General features: G+C 59.9%; 17 protein-coding genes and 1 pseudogene. 5 read left to right on the top strand and 13 right to left on the bottom strand.

Annotated features, from left to right (window positions below):
- The 4 genes and pseudogenes from Q1V60_RS05005 to Q1V60_RS04990 all read right to left on the bottom strand — a co-directional run.
- Positions 1 to 106, bottom strand: a pseudogene (locus tag Q1V60_RS05005) (hydrolase); the annotation flags it as partial.
- A 188-nt stretch (positions 107 to 294) separates the two neighbouring features.
- Entirely contained in the window at positions 295 to 1,380 is a 1,086-nt protein-coding gene (locus Q1V60_RS05000) for an aromatic ring-hydroxylating dioxygenase subunit alpha (protein WP_300627997.1), read from the bottom strand.
- The gene (locus Q1V60_RS04995) at positions 1,365 to 2,966 is read right to left on the bottom strand and encodes a GH3 auxin-responsive promoter family protein (protein ID WP_300627996.1); all 1,602 of its coding nucleotides are present in this window, start codon (positions 2,964 to 2,966) and stop codon (positions 1,365 to 1,367) included. Before Q1V60_RS04995 ends, Q1V60_RS05000 begins: the two co-directional genes overlap by 16 nt.
- A complete protein-coding gene (locus Q1V60_RS04990; RefSeq protein ID WP_363321055.1) occupies positions 2,966 to 3,895 on the bottom strand; it encodes a fatty acid desaturase in 930 nt (309 codons plus the stop codon). Before Q1V60_RS04990 ends, Q1V60_RS04995 begins: the two co-directional genes overlap by 1 nt.
- Before the next feature lie 106 nt (positions 3,896 to 4,001).
- On the opposite strand from Q1V60_RS04990, the gene Q1V60_RS04985 reads away from it, so the two are divergent.
- Both Q1V60_RS04985 and Q1V60_RS04980 read left to right on the top strand, forming a co-directional pair.
- Complete coding sequence (locus Q1V60_RS04985; RefSeq protein ID WP_300627992.1) at positions 4,002 to 4,880, top strand: metal-dependent hydrolase; 879 nt, start codon at positions 4,002 to 4,004, stop codon at positions 4,878 to 4,880.
- The gene (locus tag Q1V60_RS04980; protein WP_300627991.1) at positions 4,877 to 5,788 is read left to right on the top strand and encodes a hypothetical protein; all 912 of its coding nucleotides are present in this window, start codon (positions 4,877 to 4,879) and stop codon (positions 5,786 to 5,788) included. Before Q1V60_RS04985 ends, Q1V60_RS04980 begins: the two co-directional genes overlap by 4 nt.
- Here Q1V60_RS04980 and Q1V60_RS04975 read toward each other — a convergent pair.
- Positions 5,776 to 6,891 carry a hypothetical protein gene (locus Q1V60_RS04975; protein WP_300627989.1) on the bottom strand — a complete coding sequence of 372 codons (1,116 nt, stop codon included), beginning with the start codon at positions 6,889 to 6,891 and terminating at the stop codon, positions 5,776 to 5,778. The two genes, Q1V60_RS04980 and Q1V60_RS04975, sit on opposite strands and share 13 nt — an antisense overlap.
- Positions 6,885 to 7,544, bottom strand: coding sequence for a hypothetical protein (locus Q1V60_RS04970; RefSeq protein WP_300627986.1), 660 nt, complete (start codon positions 7,542 to 7,544; stop codon positions 6,885 to 6,887). The genes Q1V60_RS04975 and Q1V60_RS04970 overlap by 7 nt, the downstream gene beginning before the upstream one ends.
- Positions 7,545 to 7,786: 242 nt before the next feature.
- Between Q1V60_RS04970 and Q1V60_RS04965 the strand changes: the two genes are divergently transcribed.
- Positions 7,787 to 9,247 (top strand): fatty acid desaturase, encoded by a 1,461-nt coding sequence (locus tag Q1V60_RS04965; protein WP_300627984.1) that lies wholly within the window; start codon positions 7,787 to 7,789, stop codon positions 9,245 to 9,247.
- Between the two features lie 236 nt (positions 9,248 to 9,483).
- Here Q1V60_RS04965 and Q1V60_RS04960 read toward each other — a convergent pair whose 3' ends face one another.
- The 5 genes from Q1V60_RS04960 to Q1V60_RS04940 all read right to left on the bottom strand — a co-directional run bounded on the left by Q1V60_RS04960 (position 9,484) and on the right by Q1V60_RS04940 (position 13,931).
- The gene (locus tag Q1V60_RS04960; RefSeq protein ID WP_300627982.1) at positions 9,484 to 10,254 is read right to left on the bottom strand and encodes a S24 family peptidase; all 771 of its coding nucleotides are present in this window, start codon (positions 10,252 to 10,254) and stop codon (positions 9,484 to 9,486) included.
- Between the two features lie 212 nt (positions 10,255 to 10,466).
- Entirely contained in the window at positions 10,467 to 10,994 is a 528-nt protein-coding gene (gene ppa, locus Q1V60_RS04955) for an inorganic diphosphatase (protein ID WP_005791810.1), read from the bottom strand.
- A 109-nt stretch (positions 10,995 to 11,103) separates the two neighbouring features.
- Positions 11,104 to 11,919, bottom strand: a complete 816-nt coding sequence (locus Q1V60_RS04950; protein WP_300627981.1) for a M90 family metallopeptidase — start codon at positions 11,917 to 11,919, stop codon at positions 11,104 to 11,106.
- Positions 11,920 to 11,926: 7 nt separating this feature from the next.
- Positions 11,927 to 12,583 (bottom strand): DedA family protein, encoded by a 657-nt coding sequence (locus Q1V60_RS04945; RefSeq protein ID WP_300627979.1) that lies wholly within the window; start codon positions 12,581 to 12,583, stop codon positions 11,927 to 11,929.
- 421 nt (positions 12,584 to 13,004) lie between these two features.
- Entirely contained in the window at positions 13,005 to 13,931 is a 927-nt protein-coding gene (locus Q1V60_RS04940; protein ID WP_300627977.1) for a carbon-nitrogen hydrolase family protein, read from the bottom strand.
- A gap of 83 nt (positions 13,932 to 14,014) precedes the next feature.
- Here Q1V60_RS04940 and Q1V60_RS04935 point away from each other — a divergent pair, with 83 nt between their 5' ends.
- Positions 14,015 to 14,923 (top strand): LysR family transcriptional regulator, encoded by a 909-nt coding sequence (locus tag Q1V60_RS04935; RefSeq protein WP_300627975.1) that lies wholly within the window; start codon positions 14,015 to 14,017, stop codon positions 14,921 to 14,923.
- On the opposite strand, the gene Q1V60_RS04930 is transcribed toward Q1V60_RS04935, so the two are convergent.
- Complete coding sequence (locus Q1V60_RS04930) at positions 14,916 to 15,170, bottom strand: hypothetical protein (RefSeq protein ID WP_003190904.1); 255 nt, start codon at positions 15,168 to 15,170, stop codon at positions 14,916 to 14,918. The genes Q1V60_RS04935 and Q1V60_RS04930 overlap by 8 nt on opposite strands.
- Positions 15,171 to 15,331: 161 nt before the next feature.
- On the opposite strand from Q1V60_RS04930, the gene Q1V60_RS04925 reads away from it, so the two are divergent.
- Positions 15,332 to 15,652, top strand: a complete 321-nt coding sequence (locus tag Q1V60_RS04925) for a DUF883 family protein (protein ID WP_300627961.1) — start codon at positions 15,332 to 15,334, stop codon at positions 15,650 to 15,652.
- Positions 15,653 to 15,685: 33 nt separating this feature from the next.
- On the opposite strand, the gene Q1V60_RS04920 is transcribed toward Q1V60_RS04925, so the two are convergent.
- Positions 15,686 to 16,723: an Ldh family oxidoreductase gene (locus Q1V60_RS04920; RefSeq protein ID WP_300627959.1), complete on the bottom strand. Its 1,038-nt coding sequence runs from the start codon at positions 16,721 to 16,723 to the stop codon at positions 15,686 to 15,688.
- Positions 16,724 to 16,838: the final 115 nt, after the last annotated feature.

The raw sequence follows: 16,838 nt of genomic DNA, 5'->3' as shown, positions 1-16,838 counted from the left end.
CGTTGGGGGAGAAGTCCTGCACCAGGGAGATCAGGCCGGTCTGGTGGTCGACCAGCAGAACAATGGCGTCGTCTTTGTTGAGGCGGTTGTAGGTTGGCGTGCTCATGGTTGAATCCTTTTTTGTTTAGGTTGGTTGGGCGTTGTGTTCAACATGGGCACAGATTAATGGGTGGATGGTGAGGGATAAATCGGGTGGAAGGAGTCTTACTGTCAACTTAAAAGAGACGATAGGTTTTTCCGTTTTGCGCAGCAGCCTGTTGCACAAAATCGATATGAAGTGATTTCCCGGTTCTCTCAGAGCGAAAATCGTATCCGGGACTCACGGCACTGTGCCGGTGGTAACGCTTCTCCTCGTCTCACGGCGGCCAGTAGCTGATCGACCCCGATATGCACGGCATCGGCTTGCACGTTGGACGGTTTGAAATTCGCTGCGTTATCGAGTCCTTGCCGGTGTGCCTGGATGATTTTCACGTCCTGACGAATAACGATACGGGTGTACAAATGAATGAACGGACGCAACAGGCGCAGGACCCAGCGGGGTAACCGGAAGCGGTAGGCGATGTAGGTGTAGACGCGCGACTGTCGTGAATCCATGGGTGTGATCTGGCTGATGATGAAGAACGCCGAACAGTCACCCCAGCGGTAGTCGCAGCGCGTGACGTTGGGGGCAAAAAAACGATCCGTGTGCACCAGTGGCTCGCCGTCGGGGTTGCTGAGCCAGTTCATGAAACCGATCTTGTCGCCGTCATCGTGATAGGTCACTTCAATGCTCTGCGCTTTACACGCGAGCGTGGCCTCCATTGTTCGCCCCGTGCTGGATCTGAAAATGCCTTCGTGCACAAACACCGTGTGCGGTACGTCCATGAAGTTCTGCACGAGGCTGCCGACATCTGCCTCGAACGTATTGATCATAAAATACGACTGCCAGGGTATTTCGCCGTAGACCGGCAGCTTGAACACAGGTTTTTGCTGCGGGTCGCCCTTGCCGGTGTAGACCCAGACCAGTCCGTCCTGCTCTTGCACCGCAAAGTGACGCTGGCGGTATTGATACGCAGGCGTAGTCGATGAACACGGCATATCGCCGACACTGGGGATATGGGTCACTTGCCCCTGAGCGTCGTAGCGCCAGCCGTGGTAAGGGCACACCAGGCAATCGTCGGCAATCTTGCCCGCCGATAAGCGCGTTCCGCGGTGCACGCACTGGTCGAGCAACGCTGCTGCCCGTCCGTCACGCTGGCGAAATAGCACCAGGTTCAGGCCCAGTATCTTCGCCCGGTAAGGTTTGTTTTTGCGCAGTTCTTTCTGTGTGCACGCCACATACCATTGTTCGAGGGTGCCATCGTCCGGCGTCTCAAGAAGATTATTCAAAGGTGCCGACATGAGCTTTCCGTAAGAGCGAGAAGGGCTTCGGCTGTCTCCAGCCGATTGATAAGTGAACGTGGCTTGAAGTCGCCCGCACGGATGCCGCTCAACTCTGCCGCCTGCTGCAATACATGCGCGAGCTGATCCGCACCGCCGTCGAGCACGCGCACCTGCAAAGGTCCCAGTTGCCCGAGTCGGCGTGCCTGGCAGTAATGAAAGGCATCGGACAGTGCCGCCTCGATGGTCCGCGCCAAGGCACTGGCATCAAGGTGGCGGGATGTCGCAACCAGCGCCGTGTAATGCGGTGGCGACCCGTGGGCACTGGGGATCAGGCAGGCGGCGCCTTTTGTGAGCAGGCAGCCTTCGAACAGGTTCTGCACGATTTGCTCATCGAGTTTTTCTCCAACCAGATCACTGGTTCCCGTGGCACGTCCCACGAACTCGACCCGTGGCGTGGCCCCCGACATGCCCACGACGCGGACCCGATCGCCCAATGTATAGCGGTATAAGCCGCCACCGGTGGTGAGCAGGACCTGCGCCGTTTCTCCCAGGCGTAACGAATGAGCATGGCGCAGGGCGCCGTCTTCGCAGAGAAATTCCAGATAATGGCTGCCGATCGCCAATGGGCACCCAGGCCCGTCGCCGAATGGAATGCTCACGATGCCTTCGGTGGCAAAAAGACTTTTCGGCAGCCACTGCGTTTGCGGAAAACGCACGGCCAGTTGCGTGAAGTAATGGCGGCTGGGGCCCTCCATCCAGCAACTGACGGCGGCCAGCCGGGGCCATAACTCAGTGCACACTCCTTGGGATCTCGCTCGGCGCAATGCCGACCGGCGCGACGCGGGAAGCGCGGCCTCCAGCCATGCAAACGTCTGCACATGTTCGGGCGTTTCGCCGTCGAACAGCGGCTGCAACAGGCTGGTCAGGAAAGTCGGGCTCCATACACTGATAAAGCTCAGATCGGCATCGGCCAGCAAGGCGAGGAGGGTTTGTCGGCGCCATTGCGACAACGCACCGCTGAACTCGGGAATCAATAAAGTGCCTGCCAGACCGGCCAGATGACTGCCGTGCAAATACTCCAGATCACTGGCCGACCCGACGCAAATGCCGTTAGGCCCCGCCACCGGCATTTGCAAGGGCGGCGACATCGACCAGTAGCTTGATCCGTGGCTGATTCCGGGCACCTGACGATGGGTGTCGGCGAGCCACACGGTCAGCGCGCTGTGCATTTCTGCGAGGAAGGCGCGCGTATAGGGAATCGCTTTCTGCAGCGCGCTGTTTCCGCTGGTACGCTCGAAGAACAGCGGCGGGGAGGAGGTCAGAATTGCGTCGGATTCATTTTGCGCGCGCTTGATCCAGGGCTGCAGTTGCACATAAGTGTGGATCGGGACGTTGTCGCGAAACTGCGTCGAGTTATGCAACCCGGCAAAGTGGTGGGCGCGGCCGAATGCGCAATCACGATTGTCTTCGAGCAGTCGCAGCAATGCCCGCTCTTGCGTCGATTGCGGTTGCTCGAGCTGCGCGTGCCATTGATCGAGCGTGGGCTTGGCGCGTTCCAGAAAGGTCTGCCATAGCGCGCGTGTGACATCCATGTGGGCGCTCATCAGAAGTAAGTCTTGTTCAGTTGCGTCAGGTCATCGGGTAACCGCTGGGGCGGCAGGAAAACCTGCAGCCAGCCATACCAGAGCGGCCGCGTTTCTTTCAAGTTGGTGGCTTTATGCATCTGCTGCCAATGCATGGCCGAGTGCCGATGATGGGTCAGGTTGTAGTTGAAGTTCAAAAACGCCCAGCGCACCAGATGCGGGGCCCGCATGTTATAGGCACCCTCGACGACATCCAGCGGCGTGCGCATGTGGTACACCCACTGCAGCGATGACCAGGAAAATGCAAAAGCGAGGTAGGCGATGAGCACAACGTGCCACGTCCATCCGAGCAAGAGTCCGATCGATAACCACGCGGCGACGCCGGCAATGACTTCCAGGCGGATGCGTTTGAAGTCGGCGCTGGAGAAATCCTTGAAGGCCGCGGCATAGGTATTGACCTCTGCGGTTTGCGACCACTTGTCCGTGATACGGGCCGGCAGCACCGGCAATAAAAGGCTGCCGACAAACGCCGCCAGCCAGATACCGCCAAGCACCGCAAAGTAGTACTCGATACGCTTGCGCCACAGCGATTCATCCGCGACTGCGAAGTCGGCCAGCTCTGCGCGCGTGCGGTTGCGCACATGATGCCCGAGATGGTTGACATGGATCAGCGTGGCCGAGGCGCCAAAAAGGGTAGAAGCCCACCACATGACGAAGTAGTTGAGTGATTTACGACTGTGAGCCAAGCCATGAAAAGACTCGTGCATCATCGAGAAGACGCCTTGCATGACCAGGCAAAACGGAACAAGCACCAGCCATTTGAGCCAGCCCGCATCAGTGTGGGAAAGCCACGTCAGGGTTGCGCCCCAAAATAGCGTCTGCAGCGCCAGTACACACAGATTGCCCACGTCAAAACGACGCGTTTGCGAAATGTCACTGGAACTGCGCATATGGGCTCCTTGAGAAAGGCCGAAGCATTAAAGTATACCGCCCTGACCGTTTCACCCACGATCAATTGCCGAGGCGTCGAGGCCAAGAGGAACCGCAGAAAACTTTATGTCGTATCTAAAACGCCTGTTAACCAGACGCTCGGCGGCGATATCCGATGGCGCCGACATCCCCCGGCGCAACCTGCGCTTTGCACTCGATGAGCAAATTCCGCGCTATTGGTATCGTGGCTGGCCGCACGTGACGCGCTTTTTCGATGGCCTGTCGATCATGTTTCCACTCGGCGAAAAACTTTTCATCGAGAGTGTCGTGCACTTTCGCAAAACGATCGAAAACGATCCGGCGCTGGCGTCAACCGTTGACGCGTTCGTTTATCAGGAAGCGTCGCATATTCGCGAACATCGTTCGTATAACCAACTGCTCGCGGCACAAGGCGCACCTGTCGATTCCCTCGAACAACTGCTGTTGCGCCGCCAGGAAGTGGGCACGAAGTTTCCGCCGGCGATGTGTCTGGCCATGACGGCCAGCCTGGAACATCTCACCGCGGTTCTCTCCGATCAACTCCTGCGCAATCCTGCGGTGCTCAAAGGTGCCGATGAAAAGATGGCCATGCTGTGGCGCTGGCATGCGATCGAAGAAACCGAACACAAGGCCGTCGCCTACGATGTGCTGGGCGTGGTGGTTAGCAATCCGCTCTGGCGATACCTGATGCGATGCGGCGTCATGGTGATCGTGACCGGTTACTTTGCAGTCGATGTCATGTACTTCATTTATCGACTTGCCAGCAGTGATGGGCAACGCCGCAACGGGCGCGAGTGGCTGCGTTTGCTCGTCTGGTTATTCGTAAGTCCCGGTTTGCTGACCCGTGTATTTCCGAGATGGCTTGCCTGGTTCATTCCGGGGTTCCATCCCAACCACCTCGACACCCGTGAAGTGCTGCACGCTGCTCGGCAAACGCTGGACGAATACACTGGGCGCACACCATGAAGCGTCTTTCGCCGACAACACAAGCCTGGACGCCGAAGGGGTTTGACGACTGGCAACTGCATTTTCCAGCAACCGAATTCGCAGCGCCCGAGGCTCGGCTGGACTGGACAGAACAATTTATCGCGTCGTGGCACGAGCCCATGCCCAAGCTTCCCCCGGGCACGTTGGTGGTACTGGTTGCCGGGCTGTTTTCCGAATGGTTGCCCGGCTGTTTTCAGGATTGTGCGCGGACGTTGCGGCGCCTGGGCTATCCGGTTCTGCGCATGCCCGTGCGTTCATTCCGGGGCGTCATGGCGCAGGGGCGGCATATCAGCAAGGTGCTGACGGCCGAACTCAGGCAGGGGCAACGATTTGTCGTGTTGGCGCACAGCAAGGGTGGCCTCGACGCGCTCGCGGCCTTGGCACAGAACAAGGCATTGAGCGAGGCATGTGATGGCGTGGCGCTGGCGCAACCGCCGACAGGTCCGTCGGCGGTCATGGATGACCTGTTGGCTGGCAGCGCAGGGCAGTCGAGTATCAACTACCCGTTCGATCGCGTTCGCCGCGTGCTGGCGAAAACCCCCTGGGTGGCCCATGGCGCGCGGGATATCAGCAGTCTGCGCGACCCGCACATTACCGACCTGCTCAAACACCTGCCCGCCGCCGTGCGGTGCGTGCACGTCGTCAGTTGGAGCGCCGCCCCAAGTTCGCGCCTCGACACCCATTATGCCCGCCTCAATGCCCGGCGCCCCGGCTGGGCTCATGACGGGCAGTTTTACCTTGAGCATCAATGCATCGAGGGCATGCCGCAGATCTGCCTGCCCCGGCTCGATCATGGTCAACCGGTACTGGGTGGCGGTGGCTTTGACGCCACACGTTTCTGGCTGACGCTGTTGACTGTCCTGCACGTCTGCGCTCAGACGAGATAGATTTCGAACCCAGGGATGCGCTTGGCATCCTGCGCTGTCAAAGTCGCGGCATTGCCCACACAGGGCGCCGTGTACAGATCCATTGGAATGGACACGGTGCGATAGCGCGTCATGGCTGTCCAGAAAGGGTCATGGTCATACAGACACAATTGCATCAACGCGTACTGACCACGAACGCGCATCCACGCCGCATCCAGCAGCGCCGCAAAGACTTGCGGGTCGCGCTGGTGTACGTGCAAGTGGGTCAGGTAAACGTCGCGCAATGCCTCGCCGGGCGCGGCAATGGAGGGGCGGCCCAACAGCGGCGCACAGGTGTTGAACGCGAGGCGAAGGGCCTGGTGCCCCAAGGGCAATGTTTCAAGCACCACTCGCTTGATCCGCCCGGCATCCCAGGGCGCGACACAACCCAGCAGATTGTCTTGGGCGTCCAATGCCAGCAGAAATGACGAGAGGCCGAAGTCCGGCCAGATGTCCAGGCGCCGCGCAAACTGCGCCTCACTGAACACGTTGCCGAAGGGTTGACCGGCCGATTCGCGGTCGAGAAACGCGCGCAGCGCATCGGCGTGGCACGGCTGTGCTTGCACAATACGCACGTTATCGAGCGTTCGCGGAGTGCTTCGCCACCCACGTTGGGCATAGACGGCTACGTTGCTGTAGCCCCGCCAATGCGCAAGCTTGAGCGGGTTGGCGCGCCGTCCGCCCAGCAGCGACTGCGTAGCGAGACGGTTGTCGCGGATAACACAGCAATAGGCGTGCTGGACACCCGTTTCATCGGCCAGCGCTTTGAGTCGGACCTTGACCTCGGCCATCCACGACACCGACAGACGCCGATCAGGTACCAGCCGCAGATCTCCCAAATAGGCCACGGGCTGAATGTCACCCTGAAGATAACCTTCGCGCACCACCAGGCTGGCAATGCCCTTCAGATCCCCGACCTCGTTCTCGGCGAGCCAGGTGCGATGGTCCAAGGCATGACAATGGTGCAGCGCAAAATAGTCAGGCCCGCGATCAAAACGCATTGGCAAGCCGCCCTGCATGGCCCGCTGCGCCTGAAAATCGAGCAGTTGCCGATTGTCCGCAGCGCTGGCCTGGCGAATCAGCATGGTTGCGCGGCGGCAAACAGACGCAGCGCCATCGGCCGCAGGTTGTCGGGGTGCAGTTCACACAGACAGACCAGCTCATCGCCTGACGCGTAATGAGGATTCTTCTGCAGAAAATATGCGACGTTTTCCAAGCGCAGGTGAGGGGCAGGGACTTGCGCCAGTTCCGTCGTCAACCGACCTTGCGGCACTTTGAAAGACAGCACGCCCGTTGCCGGATCATAGGCCTCGCCGAAACGTTCCAGTGCGAGATGATCAGCCAGCGCCTGCATCGTGGGATCCGTCACCACGCCGGCGCGGGGCGCGTAATTCAACGCCATGGCGCCCAGATAACGGTAGGTGCGATGACCCTTGCAGATCAGAAACCAGTACAGGGGCACGTCAGGCTGCTCGTGCCAGATCTCACCGGCCAGGCGCATCCACGCGAATGGCAGTTGCTGGCTGCCCCAGTGTTCGCGGTCAATGATGGTGTCGCCGGAAAAAATCACCCTGATCGATTGGCCGGACCACGTGCGCTCATAGCGTTTGAGGGTGGTGAAACCGACGATGGTGTTATCTGCGCAACGCAATACGATGCAGTGCGTCTTGTCCTGCAAATCCTGATCGAATCGCGGGCGGGAGGTATCGCAGTAGGATGCGGAGTAAATCTCGAACATCCGATCGATTTCATGTGGATGCAGATCGCAGCATTTAACGGACGTTGCGTTTAAACGCATGGAGTTCCTCGGCACCGCAAGCAAGATGTTCGGAGTTTGGCGAGTTGAAAGGGTCAATGCAACGTAGACTTCATTTTGTTGCTGCCATTTTCTGACGGTGCAAATCTTATAACCGAGCAGAAATCACCGTTCATGGCGGTATGGAAAATTGAGTTTGTTCTGACCCATCAGGCGCCTTATTCATGTCATCCACGTTTTCCAGTCATCACCTTAATACCGCGATCGTGACGCGGCCCTTCAGTTGGCTGGTGATCTACACCGTCGTGACGGGCGCGCTGTACTTTCTCGTCACGCACTTCCCGATGGGCGTGGTACGCGAGATTCAACCGGCTGGGTTGGATGCGCACATTGCTCGACTGCCTTACACCTTGCCGCTGTACCTGAGCTATGTGCTGATCATGCCGGCGCTGGTACTGCTGGGGCGGCGTCGCGAATGGCTGTTGCCGGCCTTTTTTGCAGCGGCCGTGGCTTCCGCAACCTGCCTGCTGAGCCACTTGTTCTGGCCGACCATGATCGAACGTGCAGACAGCGCATCGCAGTGGCTCAATTGGCTCTACCAGATCGACTCTCCATTGGCCGCCTCGCCCAGCGGGCACGTCGCATTGCCGGTGGCCATCAGCGTTGTCCTCGGTTATCTGCGCGTTCGTGCGGCATGGCTCTTCAGTCTGTGGAGCCTGGCGCTGGGGATTAGCGTGTTGACGACTGGTCAGCACGTGTTGCTCGACGTGGTGTATGGCGCTGCGATTGGCGGGGTGGCGGGCCTGATCACCGTCATGTTGAAACGACTGAAGGTGGATCTGCGTACTATGGCAGCGATCCTGCTGGAATGGCTGTGCATCGTCGTGACGTTGCGCATCGCGCTGTACGTGGGGGACTGGCGACTGTATGGCGTGGCCTTCGTGGTGATTGCCGCGCGCCAACATGCGCTGTTCATTCTGTACCACGACGCGACGCACTATCACCTGACCCGTCATCGTTTGCTCAACGACTTTCTGATTAACCTGGCGATCGGTGTTCCGGGGTTGGTTCCCGTGGAATTCTATCGGCCCCTGCACCTCGAACATCATCAACAGACCGGAACCGCGAACGATCCGGAGCGGCGTTTTCTGTATCACCGGCAGCCTTGGGATTTCCGCCCGCTGAGCGGGAAGCTTTTGCTCAGGCAAGTACTCGGGGATCTGTTCCTGATCAACACGCTGCGCAACCTGGGCGCCTACAAGGCGGCGGGCGGCGGATCACCGAAGATGACCTGGCCAGCATTGACTGCCGGTGTGATCTGGCTGGTCCTTTTGTCTTTCATCGCTTGGCAAACGTCTGCCCAGACGCTCTTGCTGCTGGCGTTTTTCTGGTTTGTGCCATTGGTCACGCTGGGCACCCTGCTGCAGAAAATCCGCAGCATTGCCGAGCACAGTGGCGGACCTGACGTCACCCCCGGTTGGCGTGAATGGACATATGCCTGGAAAGTCGGGTGCGCAGGGCGGTTTTTCATATGGCCTTATCACATCAATCTGCACCTGCATCATCACCGCAGTGCCAACCATCCCTGGCATGTTCTCCCGCGTCTGGTGACGGCGGATGACGCGTTGCTGGACTCACGGACGCTGCCATCGTTGCTCTGGGCGGGGATGAAGAAGAACCGTTGATCCGGCCTTCGGATGGATGATTATTTCGGGCGTTAAAAAGCCGGCTTGTGGCCGGCTTCTCGGGGACTGCCTCAGCTTGTTTTTGACAAGCCTCACCAGCCTTCAAATCGCTCAGCCCACGTTGCGTCGGGCTGAATAGTAGGGGGCATCCGCGGGAACTCCTCCGCATCGCCGGGCAGGGAAACAGCTAAAAGCTACCCCTGCCAAATGTGCGGCGCATGATACCCACATTCACCTCAGTTGCCCACCTCCGGTTCCGATTCAGAGCCTTCCCAGCCCAGCAGGTGTTCGTCCAGCGGTACCGGTGGGCGGCGGTTGTTGAGGGTGGACCACCAGAATACCCAGCCCACTATCTGGACGTTTTGTTCGAAGCGTTCGTCGTAGGTGAGGTATTCGTCCGGGTGTTCGCTGGCGTTGTGGCTGCGCATGCGCAAACCGCCTCCAGGTCGGTTGTAGAGGTATTTGATGCGCAGCATGCCGTCGTGTTCGACGGCGTAGATTTCGCCGTCGATGATCTGGGTGCGGCCTCGGTCGATGGCGAGGGTGGCGCCTTGTTGGATGATGTCGATCATGCTGTTGTCGACCATGTAGGCGCCGACGGCGCGGTCGGGTTTTACGTTGAGGGTTTCGAGGGTGTGTTGGGAGACGCGGATGCGCTCCGTTGAGGTGAATGTGGGGTGAAGGGGAATCTCCACGTCGGTGCTTTCCGGGCGGCAGGCGGGGCCTGTGAGGTATTTGCCGATGTCTTCGCGGGTAGGTGCGATCCTTGCGGTGGGGGCTTCCAACAAGTAGTTGGCCGGCGGGTGTTTGGGGCCGCGACCGTCGCTTAACCAACGGCTGGAGACGCACAGCAATTCTGCGATCTCGTTGAGTCGACCCATGGGGACGCCGCGATTGAACCAGTTGTTCACGTGCTGAGGCGTGACGCCGCGGTTCTTGGCGAAGTCGGAGGCGGAAAGATGAACTTCCCGTAACAGCGCTTTTAAACGATCACCTGATGTATTCATAAACGCAGAGTTTACTGGCCGGGAAAACTATTCAAATAAACCATGCGTTGAATTGCGCGTGTAGGTTTTTCCTTAGTTGTAGCTTGTTTCTTCAGTAATACGGGTTAGTTGAACATCAGAAGTTAGGTGTTGAACTTGATGTTTAATTTTTCCAAAAAAAGCCCCGAATTATCGGGGCTTTTTTGATTTGCCGTGGCAATGAGGCGCGGGTATCAGCCTTTGTAGGCGGCTACCGACTTCATGATCTCGGCGCGGGCGGCTTCTGCGTTGCCCCAACCGTCGATCTTCACCCATTTGCCTTTTTCGAGGTCTTTGTAGTTCTCGAAGAAGTGCTTGATCTGTTCCAGCAGCAGAGGCGGCAGGTCAGTGTATTCCTTCACGTCGACGTACAGCTGGGACAGCTTGTCGTGTGGCACTGCGATGACTTTGGCATCGCCGCCGCCGTCGTCGGTCATGTTCAGGATGCCGACCGGGCGTGCGCGGATAACCGAGCCTGGAGTCACCGGGTAAGGGGTCACGACCAGCACGTCGAGGGGGTCACCGTCGTCAGCCAGGGTGTTGGGGATGAAACCGTAGTTGGCCGGGTAGAACATCGGGGTGGCCATGAAACGGTCAACGAACAGGCAGTCGCTGTCTTTGTCGATTTCGTATTTGATCGGCGCGTGGTTGGCCGGAATTTCGATGGCGACGTAGATGTCGTTCGGCAGGTCTTTGCCAGCCGGAATCTTGCTGTAGCTCATTGGGCGTTGCCCCCGTTAGTTGGCCATATGACATGGCCGGATTGGCCTAAAAGTGGCGGCGATTATAGGCATATTCTGACGCCGATGCCATGCGCCAAGCGTCGTACGGTCATTCGCCTTGCCGCTGGTAGCGCGGGTCGTGGGCTTGCAGTTGGATCAGGCGGGCCAAAGGGTCCTGGCGATAGAAGCGGCTGAGTTGGGCGTACACCTGTGGATAACGGTTGACCAGCAAATCCGGGGCGCTGAAGAAATATTCGCTGGTCACGGCAAAGAATTCCGCCGGGTTTTCCGCTGCGTAAGGGTCGATCTCGGAGTCGGCGTCCGGGTTGGCGTCCAGTTGTCGGTTGAGGTCGTCAAAGGCGCTTTGCATCACGCTGGCCCAGTCCTGCACGCGCATGTCGTGGTGCAGCGGTGGCAGGCCGTTGGCGTCGCCGTTGAGCATGTCCAGCTTGTGCGCCAGCTCGTGGATGACCAGGTTGTAGCCTTCCCATTGGCCGCTGGCCAGCACGCCGGGCCAGGCGAGGATCACCGGGCCTTGTTGCCAAGCTTCGCCGCTGTGTTCGCCGTCCCACTCGTGTTCCACGCCGCTGGCATCGCGATGGCGTTGCGGGCTGAGGAAGTCGTCGGGGTACAGCACGATTTCATGGAAGCCCTGATACCAGTCGAGGTCGCCCAGGTTCATCAGCGGCAGTTGCGCCTGCGCGGCGAGCACCAGGCGTTGTTCCTGGTGCAGGTCGACGCCGGGCAGGGCGGTGAGGTGTTTTTCGGCGAGAAATAGCACACACGCTTCGCGCAGCCACTGGTCTTGCTCGGCCGTGATGCCGTCGAGGAAGGTCAGGTGATGGCGCACCCGCTGCCAGGTGTCATCGGCAATCGGGTGCTTGGCCAGCAGGCGCCGGCGACGCCAGGCGCTGAGAGACCACATGAGGCGGTCAGTGCGAATTGGTTTCGGAGGTGGTGCGACCAAAGCGGCTGCGCACCACGCCAATGATCATCGGTACCAGGGACAGCAGGATGATGAACACCACCAGCAACGACAGGTTCTTCTTGATAAATGGCACGTTGCCGAAGAAGTAACCCAGGGTCACCAGGCCGCCGACCCAGAGGATGGTGCCCAGCACGCTGAAACCGAAGAAGCGCGGGTAGGGCATTTTTGCGATACCGGCGACGAACGGCGCGAAGGTGCGCAGAATCGGCAGGAAGCGCGCCAGGGTCACGGTTTTGCCGCCGTGTTTGTCGTAGAAGTCGTGGGTTTTTTGCAGGTAGTCGCGACGGAAAATTTTCGAGTTCGGGTTGCTGAACAAGCGTTCGCCCGCCGTTCGGCCTATCACATAGTTGGTGCTGTCGCCGAGGATGGCTGCCAGCATCAGCAGGCCGGCGAGTAACACCGGGTCCATGCCGCCGCCCGCGGCAACCGCGCCGGCGATGAACAGCAGCGAATCACCCGGCAGGAACGGCATGACCACCAGGCCGGTCTCGCAAAAAATCACCAGAAACAGAATGCCGTAGATCCACGGACCGTAATTGGTCACCAGCATGTCGAGGTAAACGTCGAGATGCAGGATAAGGTCAAGCGGGTTGAAATCCATGGATGGCACCTGTGTGAATGGCCCGGCTCAGCAGGCCAGTGCGGGGACGATTGTTAATAAGGCTACAAGCGTATGTCGAGATTCTTACAACCCTGAGAGGTCCGCATTATACGGACTGAGAGCTGAAAAGCGTGTGGCTTTTGTAGCGGGGAGTGTCGCGAAAGTGTGAAGCAATTGGACTTCGAGGCCGTCATGGATCCAAATGTGGGATCGGGCAAGCCCTAATGCCGTCAGTTAAGCGCTAAAGCAGAAAAACCTGCGACCTGTGGCGAGGGAGCTTGCTCCCGTTGGGGCGCGAAGCGGCCCCAAAAATGGGACTGCTACGCAGTCCAGCGGGAGCAAGCTCCCTCGCCACAGAGACCGGTTCTGTCTTAACTGACTGGCATTAGGGCAAGCCCGCTCCCACATTTTTTAACGCTGCTTAGTCAGTGATAGAGCGCACGCCCGGCCTGGCGCGCTCGTCCACCACCAATTCGAAGACATCCGGGCGGGCATAATGCCCCACCACGTCGTAGTCATACCTGGCCCGCACCAACTCATCGGTATCGATGCGCGCGGTCAACAGTCCCGCTTCACCCACCAGCGGCCCGGCAAGTATGTCGCCCATCGGCCCGACGATCACGCTGCCACCGGCAATCAATGCTCGATCCGCCGGCCAGTTGGCAACCTCCACGCCCAACGCCTCGGGCGAGTCCTGTACCTGGCAGGCGCTCACCACAAAGCAGCGCCCTTCATGGGCCACGTGGCGCATGCTCACCTGCCACATCTCGCGCTCGTCCACGGTGGGTGCGCACCACACCTGTACACCCTTGGCGTACATTGCGGTACGCAGCAGCGGCATCATGTTTTCCCAGCACACCGCGCCGCCGATCCGCCCTACCGCGCTGTCGACCACCGCTAACGTGGAGCCGTCGCCCTTGCCCCAGATCAGCCGTTCGGTGCCGGTGGGCATCAGCTTGCGGTGCTTGGCCACCAGCCCGCCCTTGGGCTCGAAATACAACACGGTGCAATACAAGGTACTGCCACTGCGCTCGATCACGCCGAGTACCAGGCTCGCGCCGGTGCGGGTGGATAACCCGGCCAACGCATCGGTTTCGCTACCCGGCACATCGATAGCATTGGCAAAGTAGCGGGCGAAGGCTTCACGCCCTTGCGGCAGGCGGTAACCCAGTTGCGTGCCGAAACCTTCGCCTTTGGGATAGCCCCCCAGCAAGGCTTCGGGCATCACCACCAGTTGCGCGCCGCTCAGCCGGATCTGTGCTTCATACGCCAGTATCTGTTCGAGGGTTTCGGCCTTGCCGCCAGGCGCCGAGCCAATTTGTAAAGCAGCCACGGTAGAAACAGGCATCACGGTCACTCCAAGTCAGTGGGGGTTGCCCATTCTCCGGCCAGGCTTGATCATGAATAAAGCCCACTTCAGTGCTAAATGATATGAGCCAGATAGATATCACCCAGGTCGATTTGAACCTGCTGAAAACCTTCGAAGCCCTGCATGACGAGTCCAGCGCCAGCCGCGCGGCGTTGCGCCTGGGGGTGACGCAGTCGGCAATCAGCGCCGGGTTGCGGCGCTTGCGCGAGCTGTACGGTGATCAGTTATTTGTGCGTACGGGCCGTGGACTGGCACCGACCGTTCGCGCCAATCAATTGAAACCGGTGATCAGCGAGGCGCTGGCCCGCTGTCGGCAAAGCCTGGCGATGGTCAATCCGCAGAGCCCGAACTATCAGGGCCGCTCCGTGGTGTTGGGCCTGTCCGATGACTTCGAGATTGCCTACGGCCGCCGACTGATGGACAGCGTCGCACAGCGCCTGCCGAAACTGCGGGTGATTTTCCGCCAGACCCACAGCCAGATCGTCGCCGATGCCCTGCTCGACCGCAGCCTGGATATGGCGATCACCGCTGGTGGGTTTGCCGAACGGCGCCTGAGTCGGCAAGTGCTCGGCGAAGGTGACTACCGCTGCCTGGTGGACCCGAACAGCCTGGCGCCCGGCCAGCAACACATCGACCTGACGGAGTTCGTCGCGCGCGAACATGTGCTGGTGTCGTCGAGCGGGTTTATCGGCATTACCGATGAGGGCTTGGCGGCGCACGGCTTGAGCCGCCAGGTGTGCGCGTCCACCAGCCACTTTGCCGCGTTGGCGTTTCTGCTCAAGGGCAGCGCGGCGGTGGCGACGATCCCCGGGCATGCCGCCGAGGCCATCGCCTGCCTCACCGGCTTGCGCGTTTTGCCTTGCCCGTTGGCGTTGCCGCGTTACCCGGTGGAGCTGGGCTGGCGCACCCAGGCCCAGCTCGACCCCCTGCTGCTGAAAGTGCGCGAGGCAATCGAGGAGTGCTTTATTTAGCCGCCGCCATCAACTTGTTGACTTCGCTGCGCACCATGTTGGAAAACTCCGGCGGCGACATGCCGTCCAGCTCGGCTCGCACCCATTCAGCCCATTTGCCCTTGCGCTTGGCGCGCTCACCGAACAACCGCGCGGCTTCGCCCTTGGCTTTGCCCAGGTTGGTTTGCCACAGGTCGTAAAGACGGGACTTTTCATCTTCCAGCTCGGCGCGTTCGGCGAGGGTCTTGTTGGCGAGATTGAAGCTCATGTTGAATTACCTGCTGCACAAATAGGTGACATCTTACACTGTAGGCCGAAAGGTCCTGATTCCGATTTTGCCGCAAATGGCCAGCGGGCAAAATAACTGCAACTTTTGCCTCCGCCTGATACTCCATTGTTCACTGCCACATCCACTGCAAGGAGTCACACATGGCCCGCAAAACCGCCGCCCAATCCGTCGAAGATCAAATCAAGGATCAAGCTTTCAGCGAACTGACCACGCTGATTGAAGAATCCGACAAACTGCTCAAGAGCAGCGCATCACTGGTGGGCGAGGAAGGTGAAACCCTGCGCGAGCAGGTCGCCATCAAACTCAAGCAAGCCCTGGACTCAGTGTCCAACGTACGTGAGCGCAGCAAGCCGGTAGTGGATGCCACCGAGACCTATATCGGTGGCCATCCATGGCAGACCGTGGCCATTTCCGCAGGCTTTGGCCTGGTGGTAGGCCTGTTGCTCGGTCGCCGCAACTGATGAGTAAGGGCTGCGCCCTGGGCGCAGCCGCTTTCAACCGGCAGCCAACGCTCGCAACTGCCGCAGTTCCTGCACCTCAAGTTCAATCCCTGTTTCCTGCGACTTCGCCCGTGTGCGATGCCGCCGATCCCCCGGCAACCGCCGTAACCCCGCCGCATGCATCTGCCGCACCAGTTCCTGGCTGCGCGCAGCGAAGCTTTGCCCGGCAGTCTTGCTTGGATCGATGACAATCAGCAACTGGCCCGTCCAGGGCGTACGCGCGCCCGGATGGTCCGCCCAATTGAACTCGAACGAAAAATTACCGCCCGTTAACGCGGCCGCCAGCAACTCGACCATCATCGACAGCGCCGAACCCTTGTGCCCGCCGAACGGCAACAGCGCGCCGCCTTCGAGAATGGCCTTCGGGTCCTGGGTCGGCTGGCCGAGGCTGTCCACGCCCATGCCCGGCGGTAGGCGTTCGCCTTTGCGTGCGGCAATCTGCACGTCGCCATGGGCAATGGCGCTGGTGGCCAGGTCGAACACAATCGGGGCGCCGTCGGCGCGCGGCGCGGCGAACGCGATGGGGTTGGTGCCGAACAGCGGGCGGTCGGCACCGTGGGGCACCACGCAGGTCATGCTGTTGACCACGCTGAGCGCCACCAGCCCTTCTTCAGCGAAAGGTTCGACATCCGGCCACAACGCCGCGAAGTGATGGGAATTATGGATTGCCAGCAAGGCGATACCGGCGCTGCGGGCTTTGTCCACCAGTAACGGGCGAGCCGCCGTCAGGGCCGGTTGGGCGAAGCCGTTGCGGGCATCGACCCGCACGAAGCCTGAAGCCACATCCGTGACCGTCGGCACCGCCGTGCCATCCACCCAGCCACTGGCCAGCGTCGACAGGTAACCGGGAATGCGAAAAATACCGTGGCTGTGGGCACCATCACGCTCGGCGCTGGCGCAGTTGTGCGCGAGGATGGCCGCCACCTCTGGCGACGTGCCGTGGCTGACGAACACCTGTTGGAGCAAGGCCACCAACTCGGTAAAGCCGATCAAGGTTGAAGCGGTGTCGACTGTCGGAGACTGCGCAGGCATTTGAAGCTCCGTTTTTATGATTGGAGGGGCAACGAATGAACGTCCGGGTCCTGCTTAAAAACCACGCGCGGCGTCTGCTGTCAACGTGTGCCGAATCTCATTATTTACCCCAGCT

Source organism: Pseudomonas sp., from assembly GCF_030147005.1.
Lineage (GTDB): Bacteria > Pseudomonadota > Gammaproteobacteria > Pseudomonadales > Pseudomonadaceae > Aquipseudomonas.
This window is presented reverse-complemented; position numbering and strand designations above follow the sequence as displayed.

What these genes read in the sequence shown, in the direction of transcription:
- Q1V60_RS05000 (WP_300627997.1), bottom strand. Translation starts at nt 1,380, where the DNA reads ATGTCGGCACCTTTGAATAATCTTCTTGAGACGCCGGACGATGGCACC.
- Q1V60_RS04995 (WP_300627996.1), bottom strand. Translation starts at nt 2,966, where the DNA reads ATGAGCGCCCACATGGATGTCACACGCGCGCTATGGCAGACCTTTCTG.
- Q1V60_RS04990 (WP_363321055.1), bottom strand. Translation starts at nt 3,895, where the DNA reads ATGCGCAGTTCCAGTGACATTTCGCAAACGCGTCGTTTTGACGTGGGC.
- Q1V60_RS04985 (WP_300627992.1), top strand. Translation starts at nt 4,002, where the DNA reads ATGTCGTATCTAAAACGCCTGTTAACCAGACGCTCGGCGGCGATATCC.
- Q1V60_RS04980 (WP_300627991.1), top strand. Translation starts at nt 4,877, where the DNA reads ATGAAGCGTCTTTCGCCGACAACACAAGCCTGGACGCCGAAGGGGTTT.
- Q1V60_RS04975 (WP_300627989.1), bottom strand. Translation starts at nt 6,891, where the DNA reads ATGCTGATTCGCCAGGCCAGCGCTGCGGACAATCGGCAACTGCTCGAT.
- Q1V60_RS04970 (WP_300627986.1), bottom strand. Translation starts at nt 7,544, where the DNA reads ATGTTCGAGATTTACTCCGCATCCTACTGCGATACCTCCCGCCCGCGA.
- Q1V60_RS04965 (WP_300627984.1), top strand. Translation starts at nt 7,787, where the DNA reads ATGTCATCCACGTTTTCCAGTCATCACCTTAATACCGCGATCGTGACG.
- Q1V60_RS04960 (WP_300627982.1), bottom strand. Translation starts at nt 10,254, where the DNA reads ATGAATACATCAGGTGATCGTTTAAAAGCGCTGTTACGGGAAGTTCAT.
- ppa (WP_005791810.1), bottom strand. Translation starts at nt 10,994, where the DNA reads ATGAGCTACAGCAAGATTCCGGCTGGCAAAGACCTGCCGAACGACATC.
- Q1V60_RS04950 (WP_300627981.1), bottom strand. Translation starts at nt 11,919, where the DNA reads ATGTGGTCTCTCAGCGCCTGGCGTCGCCGGCGCCTGCTGGCCAAGCAC.
- Q1V60_RS04945 (WP_300627979.1), bottom strand. Translation starts at nt 12,583, where the DNA reads ATGGATTTCAACCCGCTTGACCTTATCCTGCATCTCGACGTTTACCTC.
- Q1V60_RS04940 (WP_300627977.1), bottom strand. Translation starts at nt 13,931, where the DNA reads ATGCCTGTTTCTACCGTGGCTGCTTTACAAATTGGCTCGGCGCCTGGC.
- Q1V60_RS04935 (WP_300627975.1), top strand. Translation starts at nt 14,015, where the DNA reads ATGAGCCAGATAGATATCACCCAGGTCGATTTGAACCTGCTGAAAACC.
- Q1V60_RS04930 (WP_003190904.1), bottom strand. Translation starts at nt 15,170, where the DNA reads ATGAGCTTCAATCTCGCCAACAAGACCCTCGCCGAACGCGCCGAGCTG.
- Q1V60_RS04925 (WP_300627961.1), top strand. Translation starts at nt 15,332, where the DNA reads ATGGCCCGCAAAACCGCCGCCCAATCCGTCGAAGATCAAATCAAGGAT.
- Q1V60_RS04920 (WP_300627959.1), bottom strand. Translation starts at nt 16,723, where the DNA reads ATGCCTGCGCAGTCTCCGACAGTCGACACCGCTTCAACCTTGATCGGC.